General features: G+C 69.4%; 14 protein-coding genes and 2 pseudogenes. 12 read left to right on the top strand and 4 right to left on the bottom strand.

Annotation, left to right across the window (positions count from 1 at the left end; all coding sequences use genetic code 11):
• Nucleotides 1–89: 89 nt before the first annotated feature.
• The 3 genes from ABZ404_RS26190 to ABZ404_RS26180 all read left to right on the top strand — a co-directional run bounded on the left by ABZ404_RS26190 (nucleotide 90) and on the right by ABZ404_RS26180 (nucleotide 1,611).
• Nucleotides 90–764, top strand: a complete 675-nt coding sequence (locus ABZ404_RS26190; protein WP_358834718.1) for a DJ-1/PfpI family protein — start codon at nucleotides 90–92, stop codon at nucleotides 762–764.
• 74 nt (nucleotides 765–838) lie between these two features.
• Nucleotides 839–1,030: a hypothetical protein gene (locus ABZ404_RS26185; protein ID WP_358834719.1), complete on the top strand. Its 192-nt coding sequence runs from the start codon at nucleotides 839–841 to the stop codon at nucleotides 1,028–1,030.
• Nucleotides 1,027–1,611 carry a DUF3159 domain-containing protein gene (locus tag ABZ404_RS26180; RefSeq protein WP_358834720.1) on the top strand — a complete coding sequence of 195 codons (585 nt, stop codon included), beginning with the start codon at nucleotides 1,027–1,029 and terminating at the stop codon, nucleotides 1,609–1,611. Before ABZ404_RS26185 ends, ABZ404_RS26180 begins: the two co-directional genes overlap by 4 nt.
• 422 nt (nucleotides 1,612–2,033) lie before the next feature.
• Here the strand turns inward: ABZ404_RS26180 and ABZ404_RS26175 are convergent, their stop codons facing one another.
• Nucleotides 2,034–2,927 carry a LysR family transcriptional regulator gene (locus ABZ404_RS26175; protein WP_358834721.1) on the bottom strand — a complete coding sequence of 298 codons (894 nt, stop codon included), beginning with the start codon at nucleotides 2,925–2,927 and terminating at the stop codon, nucleotides 2,034–2,036.
• Nucleotides 2,928–3,099: 172 nt separating this feature from the next.
• Here ABZ404_RS26175 and ABZ404_RS26170 point away from each other — a divergent pair, with 172 nt between their 5' ends.
• The 6 genes from ABZ404_RS26170 to ABZ404_RS26145 all read left to right on the top strand — a co-directional run bounded on the left by ABZ404_RS26170 (nucleotide 3,100) and on the right by ABZ404_RS26145 (nucleotide 8,713).
• The gene (locus tag ABZ404_RS26170) at nucleotides 3,100–3,936 is read left to right on the top strand and encodes an SDR family NAD(P)-dependent oxidoreductase (RefSeq protein WP_358990937.1); all 837 of its coding nucleotides are present in this window, start codon (nucleotides 3,100–3,102) and stop codon (nucleotides 3,934–3,936) included.
• Nucleotides 3,872–4,285, top strand: coding sequence for a nuclear transport factor 2 family protein (locus ABZ404_RS26165; protein ID WP_358834722.1), 414 nt, complete (start codon nucleotides 3,872–3,874; stop codon nucleotides 4,283–4,285). Before ABZ404_RS26170 ends, ABZ404_RS26165 begins: the two co-directional genes overlap by 65 nt.
• Nucleotide 4,286: 1 nt before the next feature.
• Entirely contained in the window at nucleotides 4,287–5,549 is a 1,263-nt protein-coding gene (locus ABZ404_RS26160) for a glycosyltransferase (RefSeq protein WP_358834723.1), read from the top strand.
• Between the two features lie 313 nt (nucleotides 5,550–5,862).
• The gene (locus ABZ404_RS26155) at nucleotides 5,863–6,915 is read left to right on the top strand and encodes a helix-turn-helix domain-containing protein (RefSeq protein ID WP_358834724.1); all 1,053 of its coding nucleotides are present in this window, start codon (nucleotides 5,863–5,865) and stop codon (nucleotides 6,913–6,915) included.
• Between the two features lie 66 nt (nucleotides 6,916–6,981).
• Complete coding sequence (locus ABZ404_RS26150) at nucleotides 6,982–7,890, top strand: NAD-dependent epimerase/dehydratase family protein (RefSeq protein ID WP_358834725.1); 909 nt, start codon at nucleotides 6,982–6,984, stop codon at nucleotides 7,888–7,890.
• Nucleotides 7,883–8,713, top strand: a complete 831-nt coding sequence (locus ABZ404_RS26145) for an MBL fold metallo-hydrolase (RefSeq protein ID WP_358834726.1) — start codon at nucleotides 7,883–7,885, stop codon at nucleotides 8,711–8,713. Before ABZ404_RS26150 ends, ABZ404_RS26145 begins: the two co-directional genes overlap by 8 nt.
• A gap of 437 nt (nucleotides 8,714–9,150) precedes the next feature.
• On the opposite strand, the gene ABZ404_RS26140 is transcribed toward ABZ404_RS26145, so the two are convergent.
• Together ABZ404_RS26140 and ABZ404_RS26135 are read right to left on the bottom strand one after the other, a co-directional pair.
• Nucleotides 9,151–9,882: a hypothetical protein gene (locus ABZ404_RS26140; RefSeq protein WP_358834727.1), complete on the bottom strand. Its 732-nt coding sequence runs from the start codon at nucleotides 9,880–9,882 to the stop codon at nucleotides 9,151–9,153.
• A 265-nt stretch (nucleotides 9,883–10,147) separates the two neighbouring features.
• Nucleotides 10,148–10,409 (bottom strand): annotated as a pseudogene (locus ABZ404_RS26135) (TetR/AcrR family transcriptional regulator); the annotation flags it as partial.
• Between ABZ404_RS26135 and ABZ404_RS26130 the strand changes: the two are divergent.
• The 3 genes and pseudogenes from ABZ404_RS26130 to ABZ404_RS26120 form a co-directional block, all read left to right on the top strand.
• The gene (locus ABZ404_RS26130; protein WP_358834728.1) at nucleotides 10,402–10,791 is read left to right on the top strand and encodes an alpha/beta hydrolase; all 390 of its coding nucleotides are present in this window, start codon (nucleotides 10,402–10,404) and stop codon (nucleotides 10,789–10,791) included. The pseudogene ABZ404_RS26135 and the gene ABZ404_RS26130 overlap by 8 nt on opposite strands.
• A gap of 94 nt (nucleotides 10,792–10,885) precedes the next feature.
• Nucleotides 10,886–11,545, top strand: a complete 660-nt coding sequence (locus ABZ404_RS26125; protein WP_358834729.1) for an MSMEG_1061 family FMN-dependent PPOX-type flavoprotein — start codon at nucleotides 10,886–10,888, stop codon at nucleotides 11,543–11,545.
• A gap of 684 nt (nucleotides 11,546–12,229) precedes the next feature.
• Nucleotides 12,230–12,340: pseudogene (locus ABZ404_RS26120) on the top strand (transposase); the annotation flags it as partial.
• Between the two features lie 79 nt (nucleotides 12,341–12,419).
• Here ABZ404_RS26120 and ABZ404_RS26115 read toward each other — a convergent pair.
• Nucleotides 12,420–13,286 carry a hypothetical protein gene (locus ABZ404_RS26115; RefSeq protein WP_358834730.1) on the bottom strand — a complete coding sequence of 289 codons (867 nt, stop codon included), beginning with the start codon at nucleotides 13,284–13,286 and terminating at the stop codon, nucleotides 12,420–12,422.
• Nucleotides 13,287–13,600: the final 314 nt, after the last annotated feature.

The following is a 13,600-nucleotide window of genomic DNA, read 5'->3' as shown; positions in this document are numbered from 1 at the left end:
AGGTGTGTCATTCCAGCCCATGGTCGGGGTGTGTCGTGCCGCCTAGCGTGAGCCGGGCAGTCAGGAACCGAGAGAAATGAGAGTCGCTGATGCTGGCACAGTTCGTCCTCTTCGACGGGTTCGACCCGTTGGATGTCATCGCTCCGTTCGAGATCTTCAGCGCCGCCCAGGCCTTCACCGACCGGGTGACCGTCGAACTGGTCTGTGCGGAAGGGGCCAGGCAGGTACCGAGTGGAATACCCGGCGTCGCGCTGACGGCCGCCGCTCCTCTGGCCCCGGATCGCGCGGACCTGGTCGTTGTGCCGGGCGCGGCCGGCAGGCTCCCGGGGCAGGGCGCGGACGACTCTGCCGAGGATCAGATTCCCGTGACCCTCGGCCACGCGCTGACCACCAAGCTCCCGACGTTGCTGGCCGACGCGCTGGCCGCAGAGGGCACCACGGTGGCCACGGTCTGCGGCGGGTCGCTGGTGCTGTCGATGGCCGGGCTTGTGCACGGCCGCCGCGCCACCACCCATCACCAGGGTCTGGACCTGCTGGGCGCGGGCGGTGTGCACGTGGTCCCGGGCCGGGTGGTCGACGACGGCGACCTGGTCACCGCCGGCGGCGTCACCTCTGGCCTGGATCTGGGCCTGTATCTGCTGGAACGGGAGGTCGGGCCGAAAGTCGCGCTCGCGGTGGAGCACCTGTTCGCCTACGAGCGTCGCGGTGTCGTCTGGCGCGACCAGGGGATTGTGCCGATGTTCCCCGCCGCCGGCGCGCGGTAGCCGCGCTGACCCAAGCTCCTGCTCATGCCGTACGTGCTCGCGGCGATCGTCGCCCCACCACGGAAGTGTGACCCATGACCGCCAACTCCGGATCCGTGCCCGCGTCACGGGGCGTACGCAGGCCGCTGCACGTCTCGGCAACCATCGAACTGGTCAGCCTCGCCGCATTGTTGGTCAACATCGCGACCAGGGATGCCCGGGAGATCGCCGCGTTGTTCGGGCCCGTGCACGGGGTCACCTGGCTTTTCGGCTTGGGGGCACGATGAACGACCGCCTTCCTGGGTTCGCGGCTACGACGGCGCCGACCCTGGCGTTCGTGGTCGCCTACGGTGCCGAGGGGCCGCGGACCGCGCTCGTGGCGGCCACCGTGACCGGTGTACTGGTTCTGGCCGTTGGTCTGTGGACCCGCCGGTACCTCCAGCATGCGGCAGTGGGCGCTCTGCTGGCGGTGGTCTGCGCGGCCGTGGCGGCCGGTACCGGGCAGGCACGGGGTTTCTTCCTGCTGCCCATGTTGCTGCCCGCGGCCTCCTCGGCGGCCTGCCTGCTGTCGGTACTGGCAGGGCGTCCCCTGGCCGGCCTGGTCGCGAACCGGGTCGTGGGCGGCCCACCGAGCTGGCGGTCGCAACCGCCCCTGCACCGTTTCTATCGCTGGATGACGGTGTACGTCGGCTTGGTGTGCCTGCTGAGTCTGGGTGCGCAGGCCGCCCTGTACAGCCGTGCGGAGGTCGCCTGGCTCGGTCTCCTCCACGTCGTCATGGGAGCGCTGTGGCCCGGGATCACTGCCGCCACTCTGGCCCTGTCACGCATGGCCGTGACCCGTCACCGCGACCCGGGCTGTGAGCACTGACGCTCTTCGCGCGGACACCGTTCCAGCCACCCTCCAGCGTTCTCACCATGGCGCACTCTCGGGCGCGCCATGCTCGGGCCCGGACGAGGTCCATGGCGACCACCCGCCCGACCACCAGGGCGCCGTCTCCTTCACCCCGGACCGGCTGAAGGACGCGAACGTGCTGTTCGCCCTCCGTGTCGGTCTGCCCGACGTGGAGGTCTTCACCCGGACCCGCGACGACGGCACCGTCGACGGATATCTCCACGACGGTCGCTCCTCGTGGGCCACCCTCAGCCAGGCGGGATCCGGAGTGACCGAAGCTGCTCAGCGAGGCCCGCGTCGCCTGGCCGAGGAAGCCATGCGCGCCCTCCAACTGTGGGCACAGCACGGCTGCCGTCGCCGTTCGCGAGCCCGGCACGGGGGGTTTCCCGCCGGCGTCGTCAGAATCGCACGGCGCCGATATCGCGGACGGTCTGGGCGAGGGCGCGGATGGCTTCGTTTTCGGCGTCCCTGCGCCACACCAGTGCGTAAGGGATGGTTCCCATGTCGGGGACGGGTACGAAGCGCACGTGGGACAGCGCGGACCAGTAGCGGGTGACGTGTGAGGGGAAGGGGTGGACGATCTCGCCGGTGATCACCAGGTGGATCAGTTCGTCGGCATTGGTGACCTGCTCGACACGCTCCAGCGTCTGGCCTCGGGGCGTGTAGAACGGCAGGTAGCCGTCCTCCCAGTAGTCGGGCATCTCGGGGGGCATGGCATGGGCGAAGTCGGCCAGGGCCTCGACCGGCACGACGGTTCTGTCGGCGAGTTCGTGGACCGCGGAGACGGCCAGGACCCGACGGTCATGGAAGAGGACCGGGCCGACGGTGATATCGGGGTCGTCCACCGGCAGCCAGGTGATGAACACATCCATGTCGCCGTCGCGGAGCCGTCCGAACGGGTCGACATAGGGGGCCCTGCGGATCTGCAGCTCCCACTGGGGGTGCCGAGCCTGGAACGTCTTCCAGAAGTGGTGCAGATCCGGGACGTTGAACGGCATCATGCCTACGCGCAGACGTTCGGTCTTGCCGCGGGCGGTCATCCGGGCGCGTTCGAGACTGTCCCGCAGATTGGCGTAGACCGGCAACAGGTCGGTACGCAGCTGGCGGCCGAGTGCGGTCAGGCGGATCTGGCGGCGGTTGGACCGGTCGAACAACAGGCCCCCGAGTTTGCGCTCCTGACGGCCAATCGACTGACTGACGCGTGCCTGGGTGAGGTGCAGCCGTGCGGCCGCACGGCCGAAGTGCAGTTCCTCCGCCAGCGTCAGGAATATCTCGATGTCACGTACTTCCACGTGTAGCCGACCCCCGTCATAAGCCTGAGTTATCGGATCTTACTGATCTTCGACGTTGATGGGCGCGGCGAGACGCTGAAGGATCGACACACCACACCCGGCGAATTGCGTGCGCCCGGGCACCTCACCTCTCGGACCCGGGCACCTCACCTCTCAGACAGGAATAGCGCACATGCACACCCCAGCCGACACCGCCGGCCGCGTCTGGTTCATCACCGGCGCGAGCCGGGGCCTCGGCCACGCCTTCGCCGAAGCAGCGCTGATGAGCGGCGACCGCGTAGCGGTCGCGGCCCGCACCACAGCCCCGTTGGAGGCGCTTGCGGTCGCCCACCCCGGTAAGGTCCTGCCCCTCGGGGTGGACGTGACCGATCGCGACGCGGTGTTCGCCGCCGTCGCCGAGGCGGTCGGCCACTTCGGCCGGCTCGACATCGTCGTCAACAACGCCGGAATGCTGGCGATGGGCATGGTCGAGGAGTTCACCGAAGCCGAGGCCCGGGCCCAACTGGACCTCAACTTCTTCGGCGCGCTGTGGGTTGCCCAGGCCGTCATGCCGGTCCTGCGCAAGCACGGCTCCGGCCATCTGGTGCAGGTCTCCAGCATCGCCGCGCTGGGCGGCTTTCCCAGTTCTGGCCTGTACAGCGCCAGCAAGTTCGCCCGGGAAGGTCTCAGCGATGGACACCTGGGCGGCGTGGGAGCACGTCAGCCGCGCCGTCGAACACGCGATTCCCGCACCCGCCGTCACGGATGCCGGGCCCGGCTCGCAGCGAGAACACGATGGACCGGGTGCCCCCGGGCCGGGGCCGAGCCAGGTCCTGCCGGCCGTCGGAACTGTCGGGTGCCGGCATCAGGACGGCATGTGCACCGGTGGGTAGACCGGCTGCCCGGCAGGGCGGCCCGCACCGAGCGCAGCAGACGGATCACTCCACTTCCGAGGGGGTCGCGGCATGTCGTCGTTCCGTACCACGGCGGAGGTCATCCACCGCTTCAACCGTGCCTTCATCGACCATGACGCTTCCTCACTCGCCGACCTGATCGCCGACGACTGTGTGATGGAGGCGAAAGAGCCGGCCCCGGAAGGGGCCCGCTACGAAGGCCGCGCCGCGTGCCTGGAGTTCTGCCGGGCACTCGCCGAGGACCGTAGGGGCCGCTTCGACCCGGAGGCCGTGATCGTCACCGGCGAACGGGCGACCGTCCGCTGGCGCTACCGCTTCGGTGACGGACCGGCCGACTCGGTCCGGGGCGTGACGCTCGTACTCGTACGCGATGGGCTGATCGTCGAGTCCCTCGGTTACGGCAAGACCGCCGGCGACCTCCCACCTGCCGGGGCCGGAATCAACCAAGAGCAAAGGACGTCCTGACATGCGCGTGTTGTTGGCCGCGTACGGTTCGCGCGGAGATGTGGAGCCGATGCTGGCGCTGGGGGCGGCTCTGCGCGCATGCGGTGTGCGGGTGCAGGTATGCGCCCCGCCGGAGTTCGTGGAGCCGCGGGATGAGGGCGACACCCCCGTGGTGGCGTTCAGCCATTCGTTGCGCGCGATGGCGGCCGACGTGGTCACGCGGGCGACGGAGGACCGGCCGACGCAGGGCCTGTCCGGGTGCGTGGCCGGGATGGTCGCCGCGACGTACGACTCGGTTGCGGTCGCGACGGCGACTGACGGATGCGACGTCGTGGTGGCGGCCGGGCCGATCCCGACGGCAGCCGCCGCGCGGGCGGTCGCCGAGAAACTGGGCGTCCCTTACGTGTTCGTCACCTACTCCCCGGCCCATCTGCCGTGGCCGCACCACCGGCCGCTCGCGTGGCCGGGGCGGCTGCTCCCTCCGGAGGCGACGGACGACCGGGTGCTGTGGGACGTGAACGGTGAGCGGGTGAACGCCTTGTTCGGCGAGGGGATCAACACCCAGCGGGGGGCGATCGGCCTGCCGCCGGTGGACGACGTCCGCGACCAGGTCCTCACCGGGCGCCCGTTGCTGGCGGCGGATGCGACCCTGAGTCCGGGGCCGCGGCCGGCCGGTCTCGACGTGGTGCAGACCGGTGCGTGGATACGGCCGGACAACCGCCCGCTCCCGGCGGACTTGGACGCGTTTTTGAAGGCTGGCACACCACCGGTGTACGTGGACTTCGGGACCATGCCCGCCCGTGACGGTGACGCCCGGGGCACTGCTCGGGCCGCTGTCCAGGCGATCCGCGCGCAGGGCCGGCGCGTCGTCATCGGTCGCGGCTGTTTCGACCTGGCGGTGACCGACGGCCAGGGCGACTGCTTCGTTGCCGACGAAGCCAACTTGCAGGCACTTTTCACGCGGTCCGCCGTCGTCGTGCACCACGGGGACCCGGGCACCACGACGACGGCAGCCCTGGCCGGGGTGCCGCAGGTGGTGGTACCGCAGACGGCGGACCAGGCTTACTGGGCGAGCCGGGTGGTCGACCTGGGCATCGGCGCAGCGCACGATGGACCGGGGCTGACGTACCCGTCCTTGTCGGTCGCGTTGAGGACCGTCCTGAACCCCGGGACCCGGGCGCGAGCGGACGCCATGGCGGTCGCGATCCGTACGGACGGGGCGGCGGTGGCCGGGAGGTTGCTACGCGAGATGGTCGGCCGAGGAAGGCCACTCGTGGCGGCATGAAACGCACAGGGGCGTCCACCCGAGAAGCTGAGCCGCGCCGGGCATCGCAGGTGGTGCCCGAGGTGCCGGGGCTTCGGAAGGGGGGTACGGCCGGGGCGCGACCGGATGCCACCTGGGCAAGGGACAGCGGGGTCTGCGGCACGCGCGTTTTTACGGTGCCGCGTGGGGCAACTCGCTGCATCCGGCGAAGTGGGCGTCCGGCTGTGGCCCCACCAAGGACGAAGCAGGGACGGATCTCTGGCAGGCCGCAGACGTTCGGATCCGTCATATCAATGTTCACGCAGATCACATCGGCACATCGGGGGAGACGCCAATGCCTGTGGAGGCGGCAAAGCGGATGTGGACACGGGCGTCGGGCCGTGAGGTTCCGGCGGCCGAGAGGTTCGACTGGTTCACCGAGACGGTGTGCACGGACCTGTTGCCCGTGGAGATCAGAACCGATCGGACGAATGACTTCCACGCCGACATCGGGTCGGTCGAGCTGGGCGCGCTCACGGTGTCGACGCTGGAGTTCTCGCCCGTATGGTCGCGCCGTACTCCGGCGCACATCAGGCAGGGTGACCCCGAGCAGTACCAACTCGCACTGGTTCAGGGCAATGCGATGAAAGCCTGCCAACTCGGCCGGGACTCCGGCCCGGTCGTCGACGGCTTCATCGTCACCCATACCTCGGGCCCGTTGGAGTGTGACACCGACCGCGCCGGTGGACCGGTCCGCGCGATCGTCCTCCACATCCCGCGATCGGAGCTTCCCCTGCGCGCTGGGCGCGCCGACCACCTCGTCGCCCGTCGGCTTCCCCGCACCGGCCTCGGCGCGGTGATGGCCGACTTCCTGACGAGCCTGTGCGACAACGGTCCGGATTGCCGGAGCGAGGAGCTGCCGGCGCTCGGGCGGGCAGCCCTCGACATGGCCACGGCCTACCTGGCCGAGCAGCTCGGCGTCCTTGAGGAGACTGGGCCCGAGGTCCGTGCCCGTGCTCTCCTGGAGCGGGCCAAGGTCTTCATCGAACGCAACCTGGATGATCCCGACCTCACCCCCCAGGCGGTCGCCGACCACCACCACATCTCCTTGCGCGGCCTCTACGCGCTGTTCGGGGACGAGCCCAAGGGTGTCGCCGCCCTCATCCGGACCCGCCGCCTCGAGCGCTGCCGCGCCGATCTCGCTCGGCCGGAGCTGCGCGCGCTGCCCATCCAGGCGATCGCCGTTCGCTGGGGCCTTTCCAATGCCACCGTCTTCGGCCGCGCCTTCCGCCAGGCCTATGGCCTGACCCCCGGCGAGTACCGCCGCCTTGCGCTGGGCTCCGGCTCTGCACGCGTCGTCGAACGATTCTGCACGCTGCGTCGACCATCGCTCCTTGAGCGCGCCTAGATTCTGTTTCCGCAGGTGAGGCGGAAAGCACCACCTGCTCTGGACAACGAACAAAGGGGATTGGACGTGAAGGTACTCGTCCTGGGTTCCACCGGATACATCGGGTCGGCCGTGGTGCGGCGGCTCGCGGCGGAGGGCCACCAGGTGGTCCACTTCGCGAAGGACGCCAGCCGTACACCGGCCGACGCCCCGGTGGTGGTGGGTGACCTGAGCGACCCGGCCTCGTTGCGGGCCGCCGTCACCGATGACATCGACGCCGTGATCAACCTTGCCACGCCGACCGGCGACGAGGCAGTGGACGCGGCGGCCGTGGACGCGCTGACCGAGCGGCTGCGCGGCTCCGGACGAGCCTTCGTCTACACCAGCGGCGTGTGGGTGCTCGGCGCCACCGGCGACGCGCCCGTCGACGAGGAGGCGCCCACGAACGCCATCGCCATCGTCGGCTACCGCCCGCGGATCGAGCAGCGGGTCCTGGCCGCGGGCGGGGACGATGTACGAGCCGTCGTTGTGCGGCCCGGCATCGTGTACGGCCGGGGCGGCGGTATACCTGGGCTGATGACCGGATGGGCGCGTGAGCACGGCACCGGCCGTTACGTCGGGTCGGCCGCGACCCGCTGGCCGATGGTGCACGTGGATGACCTCGCTGACCTGTTCGTGCTGGCGGTGACGAAGGCCGCCTCGGGCAGCGTGCTGCACGGCGTGGCACACGAGGCGGTGCCGGTCGCGGCGCTGGCCGCGGCCGCCGATGTCGCCGCGGGAGGTACCGGCCGGGCCGAGCCCTGGCCGCTGGAGCAGGCGGCCGAGGCCGTGGGCGCTCCGTTCACCGAGGCGCTGGGCCTGAACCAGGTGGTGTCCGGGCAGCGTGCCGTCACCGAACTCGGCTGGCGGCCCAGCCGTCCGTACGTCCTGACCGAGCTGACCGAGCTGACCGAGCTGACCGAGCTGACCGAGCTGGCCGGAGGCGACCGTGGCTGACCTCACCGGTTCGACGCTGCCCATCTGCCGCACCTGCGGCACGCAGTACGCCGCCCCGCGCCCCGACTGCCCGGTCTGCCTGGACGAGCGCCAGTACGTGGGACGCCACGGCCAGCAGTGGACCAGCCTCGCCGAGTTGCGCGCCGAAGGTCACCAGGGCCGCTTCGAGGAGCAGGGTCCGGACATCGTCGGCATCGGCTGCACGCCGGAGTTCGCCATCGGCCAGCGAGCCCTGCTGCTGCGTACAGCCGCGGGCAACGTTCTGTGGGACTGCGTGCCCTACCTCGACGACGCGATGATCCAGGAGGTGCGGAAGCTCGGCGGCATCAGCGCGATCGCCATCAGCCACCCCCACTTCTACTCCGCCATGGTCGACTGGGCGCACGCCTTCGATGCCCCCGTCTACCTGCACGAGGCGGACCGCGACTGGGTCGGCCGCCCCGATCCCGCCCTGCGCTTCTGGAGTGGACAGACCCACCGGCTGACCGAGGAACTGACGCTGATCAACCCGGGCGTCCACTTCCCGGGCAGCACCGTCATGCACCTGAACACCGACCAAGGCGCCCTTTTCACCGGCGACATCGTCAACGTCGGCCCCGACCCCCGCTGGGTCAGCATCATGTACAGCTACGCCAACCACGTTCCCGAGCGCCCCGACGCCGTCCGGGCCGCAGGCAAACTGCTCGCCGGTTACCGCTTCGACCGGATCTACGGTGCCTGGTGGGACCGCGTCGTGGCCGCCGAGGGCAACGAGGTCCTGGCCCGGTCCATCGAGCGCTACCTGCGCTTCGAACAGGCCCTGCCGACAGAGAGCAACACATGACCGCCCCACAACACGCATGACATCGTGACCGCTGGGCATCGGGGTGCTGACGGTGCAGGGGGCGGCCCAGCCACCCGCGATCGCGGTCACGGCACGGGCCGACAGGGGTACCTGGAAATCACCCCAGTAGGTGATCCGACTGCATCGACGCCCAGGACGCCCCGGGTGCCTTCGAGTTGTGGAACCGGTGGGTACCTGCCACTTCGGCGGATACCCCACCCGCACATTCATTTATCCGCTCTGTTCATGGCGTGTGCCCGTCCTGGCATTTGCCGGGCCGGGCACATGCCCTCCAGAGCCGGCCGCGTGTGCTGCCCCTGTGCCGGGCCGTGTGGCGGCTCCGGAGTGGCCCCGAGAGGTCACGGGTCGGGCCGGGGGTTTGGCGTCGCCGTAGTGCGGCTGGAGCGGAACGGCCCTTGTCCGGCCGTGGGGGTGGGTCAGTACAGCGGGCAGCCCTTGGGCATCTTGCCGAAGTCGGTGAACGCGTACCCTGTGTCGCCGCCCTGTGTCTTGGTCTTCAGCTGGGGCGCCCAGCCGGACGGCTGGAGGATCTCGGCGTAGATACCGGCCGACTGCGGGAGCGCGGGACGCGCCCGGTTGAGGGTGCCGAACCGGGTGATCTGCGTGCCGTCGGCCTCGTCATGGAAGGTGACCGAGGGGCCCTTGGGGCTCATAGTCATCCGCGCCTCGGTGCCCGCGCCGATGTCCTCGTGCTGCAAGACGGTGCACTGCTTCACGACGAGGGCCTCGTCGAGGGAACAGCCGTTGGGGAGCCTGGGGAAGCTCAGCAGCCCGTAATCACCGTCCCTGCCGCCCTGGGTCTTGGTGAGCAGCTGGGGCGTCGAGCCGTAGGGGTTGAGTATCTCCTCCTCGATTCCCGCTGACTGCGGGAGCGCGGGACGGGCACGGTTGAGGGTGCCGAACCGGGTGATCTGCGTACCGTCGGCCGCGTCGTGGAAGGTGACCGACGGGCCTTGCAGACTCATCGTCAGCCGGACGTTCGTGCCCGCGCCGATCGAGTCGGTCGTGGTTACGGTGCACTGGGCGGCGGACGGGGCGGCGGAGGCGGTGCGGGGGCCGTGGGCCGTGGCCGCGAACGCCGCCGTCGGAAGGAGAGCGGAACCGGCGAGTGCGGTGACAGCGAGGCCGGCACGGAGGGCGTAACGCAAGACAACTCCTGTGCGTGGAAGTACCGATAGAGACAACACCTGGTACACCGCGTGCGCCACACGGGGCAGCGGTCGCCTTCTGTCCCGGCCGGTGCCGAAAGACAGTAGGGGAAGAAGCGGTGTAAAAGTGAATCTAGAGGGACACACACAGCGGACCCGTCCCCTCCACGTCACGGAACGGTCACTGCCACCGGAACAGCGTCTTCGGCGAGGCCCCGAGGCTGACCGGCCCGGCCATGGTCGCGGTCAAGTGGACCGGTTGCGGTCAGTTGGTGGCCGTCAGCGCCTCGCGTGCTGCGGTGAGGATCTCCTCGGAGAGCGGCGAGCCCTTGGTGGCTCAGGACAGGACGAGTGCGCCGAACATGGTGCACAGCCGGATGAGGCCGTCCTGGTCCTCGGTGGTGAGCCAGTCGGCGAAGTCGCCCACTCCCTGGGTGTAGACGCGGCGGGCCTCGCTTTCTCCGTCGCCGCGGGCCATGTCGGTGGCGAGCGCGGCGACCGGGGCACCCGTCTGCCGCGTTGTCGCGGCCCAAGCAGTACCTCGTCTTCACCGACACCGAACACGGCCGACGCGAAGCACGCGCCTTCATGGGACGGCTGAAGGAGCGCACAAACCACCGCGACGAAGCCATTTCGCTGACGTCGTTGCGCGCCCAGCTGAAGGCCATCCACACGTGGGGCCTCCAGCCGCCGGCCGACCTGTCCCGCATCCGCCAGCCCGTCCTGGTGGCCAACGGCGAGAGCGGCCGGATGGTGCCGAGCGAGAACACCCTCGACCTCGCCGCACGCCTGCCCCGAGGCGAACTCGTCCCCCTCTACCCGGACGCCGGGCACGGCGGCATCTTCCAGTTCCACGACGCGTTCGTGGCCAGGACCCTGGCATTCCTCGAAGCACGGCCCGACGCCTGACCGCTGATGCCACCGTCAAGGCCCTTGGGCGGGACCTGGTCCTGGGTGAGTCCAGCTGCCATCGAGAACAGGTCAGCCCACTAGGGTCGGGGCCATGACGACACCCGCTGCCAGTAGTGCATTCGATTCACTCCGCCTCGACGCCGTGCACGACCAGGAGGCGTTGCGCCGGACCTACGGATTGCCCAAGGATGCGGCTTTGCGCAAGCAGATGCCCGAACTCACCGACCAGACCCGGCGGCTGATCGGCTGCTCATCGCTGGTGCTGGTCGCCAGCGCGGATACCGAGGGCAACTGTGACGTATCCCCGCGCGGTGGCCCCGCCGGGTTCGTCTCCGTCCTGGACGCACGAACGGTGGCGATACCGGACGCGACCGGCAACAAACGCCTGGACACCCTGCAGAACGTCATCGCCACCGGCCGGGCCGGACTGCTGTTCGTCATCCCGGGTCGCACCACGACGCTCAGGGTGAACGGCCGGGCCTGCGTCTCCACTCGGCCGGAGCTGCTGTCGCAGCTGACCGCCGTGGGCAAGCCGCCGGCCAGTGCGCTGGTGGTGGGGATCGAGGAGGTCTACCCGCACTGCCCCAAGTCGCTCATGCGCAGCGGGGCCTGGAAGCCGGAGCAGTGGCTGCCGATTGATGCGCAGCCCACCTCGGCTGAGGTGACACTGGCGCAGTTGCGGATGCCGGAGTTGACGATCGCTGACATTGAGCAGGCCGAGGCGGACTCGTTGAAGTACAGGTACGCGTAAGAACCCGTCCTGCGGTTACTGAAACCACCAACCGCCCGCAACCGGCACATGAACACACTCCAGGATCAACTGCGGATCAGCTGCTTGCCCTTGTGCCTGGGCGGGGGAGGGAATTCACCTGCCTCGGAAACGTCAATACTCATGGAAATCGGGGCAGTGCCGCGCGCCCGGCGGCACCGCCCTGCGGGTCCGGCCATGGTGAGCGAGGCGCGCTCCGCATAGGTCCAGCAGCCGGTGCGGACCACCGGTCCAGGTGGCCGCCCGGTCCGCACCCGGTGATGGGCGGACTACCGCCCGACGGAGTGCGAATCTCCGGCGGCGCCGAGGTGATCGGCCCCGGTTTGCTCGGTGCCGGTAGCCAAGTCCTCGGCCCGATCTACGCCCGCTCGGTCGATTTGGCTGCGGGCCGCCCGCACACCTACCCCGACCCGGACCACCGAGGAGCCGTCCTCAAAGGCTTCGGCCGCGCTCAAGGCATCTGCTTGGGCACAGGTGAAGTCCTTAACGGCGCCGGCGACTTCGCCGCTGTACCCCTCCAACGCCAGCGCCATTACCACCCCGACGCCCCGCACCTGCCGGGGCTGTAGCGCTCTGGGCCGTTGCGGACCGACTGGTGCCAGTCAACGGCACACCAACCAGCGATCCGATGATCTGAAGGAAACGGCCGACCTCGTTCCTGGGGCGTGGGTGATCGACGACGTGTCGTTTCCCCACCCGTGTGGCAACGCGTCGGCCGGGGTGGCGCGCCCGTACTGTGGAGCGGTCGGTAAACGGGTGAACTGCCAGGTCGCGGTCGGTGCCCATGCTGTCCCCGAAACCGCCGCGTGCACGTTGGAGTGCAGTTGAAGGTACCGGTCGTGGTCGCCGATGCCGGCTACGGGTGCGGGACCTCTTTCGTGCCGTCGGACTCCGGCCCCATGGTGTGCTTCTCGCGGGTGTGCCCCTTGAGGAGTTTTTCCGCGACTTCGTGGACCCGAGCCGGGTCGTAGACCATCACCGTCTTGCCCGGCGAATACATCGCGGCACCTCGGGGCGTGTACTGATAACTGCGGACGCCGTGGCGGACAGCCAGCGCGTCGACCGAGCCGACTGGCACGTGCCACAGGGCAGCCAGGGACGATGGCGCCCACCACTCGTCCGGGCACACGAAGTTCCGATCAACCTCCGTCCGGTACTCCACCGCTACGTGCGCCGGGCGGAGTCGGGTGGTCAACCAGTCGAGCAGTGCCTTCGCGTCGACCCGGGACATCGGGGCCTGAAAGCCCGGCTCGCAGTCCCTCTTTCCTGCACGCGTGTACAACACCACTTTGAGTGACTTCCGTTGGCCCAGCCTGATCCGCTCGACAATGACGACGCGCTGCAGGTCAGCGACGGAAACGGTCGACGAACGCAGGAAGGAAGCGATCACGAGTTGCTGTGCATTCCCCTGAGGACGGAACTCGACCCAGCGGACCGTCGTGGTTGACACCACGAGTATCGACGCCAGGAAGAGACCGATCATGGCCAGGACTGTCAGCCCGAGACCAACCCAGAACAGGGCCCAGACCACCCCGGACTCCGTGAGCACGGCGATCACCAAAGCCGGCAGCAGGAGGGGGGCCGCGATCCACAGCGGGATGAAGAAGCTCCCGCCGAGCGCGACACTGAACTCCCGGACTCGGCTCGGCACGAACACCAGCCGCTCACCCTTTGCCGTCGCCGACACAACTCCCGCCAACGGATCCGTGCTGCGTTTGGCCATGAATCAAATGTAGATACGAGCAGCGCAATTGGTAAGAGGCTGGCACGGAACGGCAGTTCCACACCCGCGAGGGACCCCGTCCTACCTCCCGCGCAAGGCTGTTGAACGGATCACCGAGCCAGCCACAAGCACATCGGGCCCCAAGGCCTGTTCTACGCGTTCGTGTGCACGCAGCACTCCCGGCCCGAGCCTTCGACGGCTTTAAGCGGCAGAACGACGAGGCGCTCCGCGCCCTCGTGTTCCTCCCCCTATGACGAAACTATTCCGCTCCGGCCTGGGCGGGGGGGGCATCGATACGGCCGTGACGCCCCGCG

It is taken from the genome of Streptomyces sp. NPDC005878 (genome assembly GCF_040629815.1).
Taxonomy (GTDB): domain Bacteria; phylum Actinomycetota; class Actinomycetes; order Streptomycetales; family Streptomycetaceae; genus Streptomyces.
This window is presented reverse-complemented; position numbering and strand designations above follow the sequence as displayed.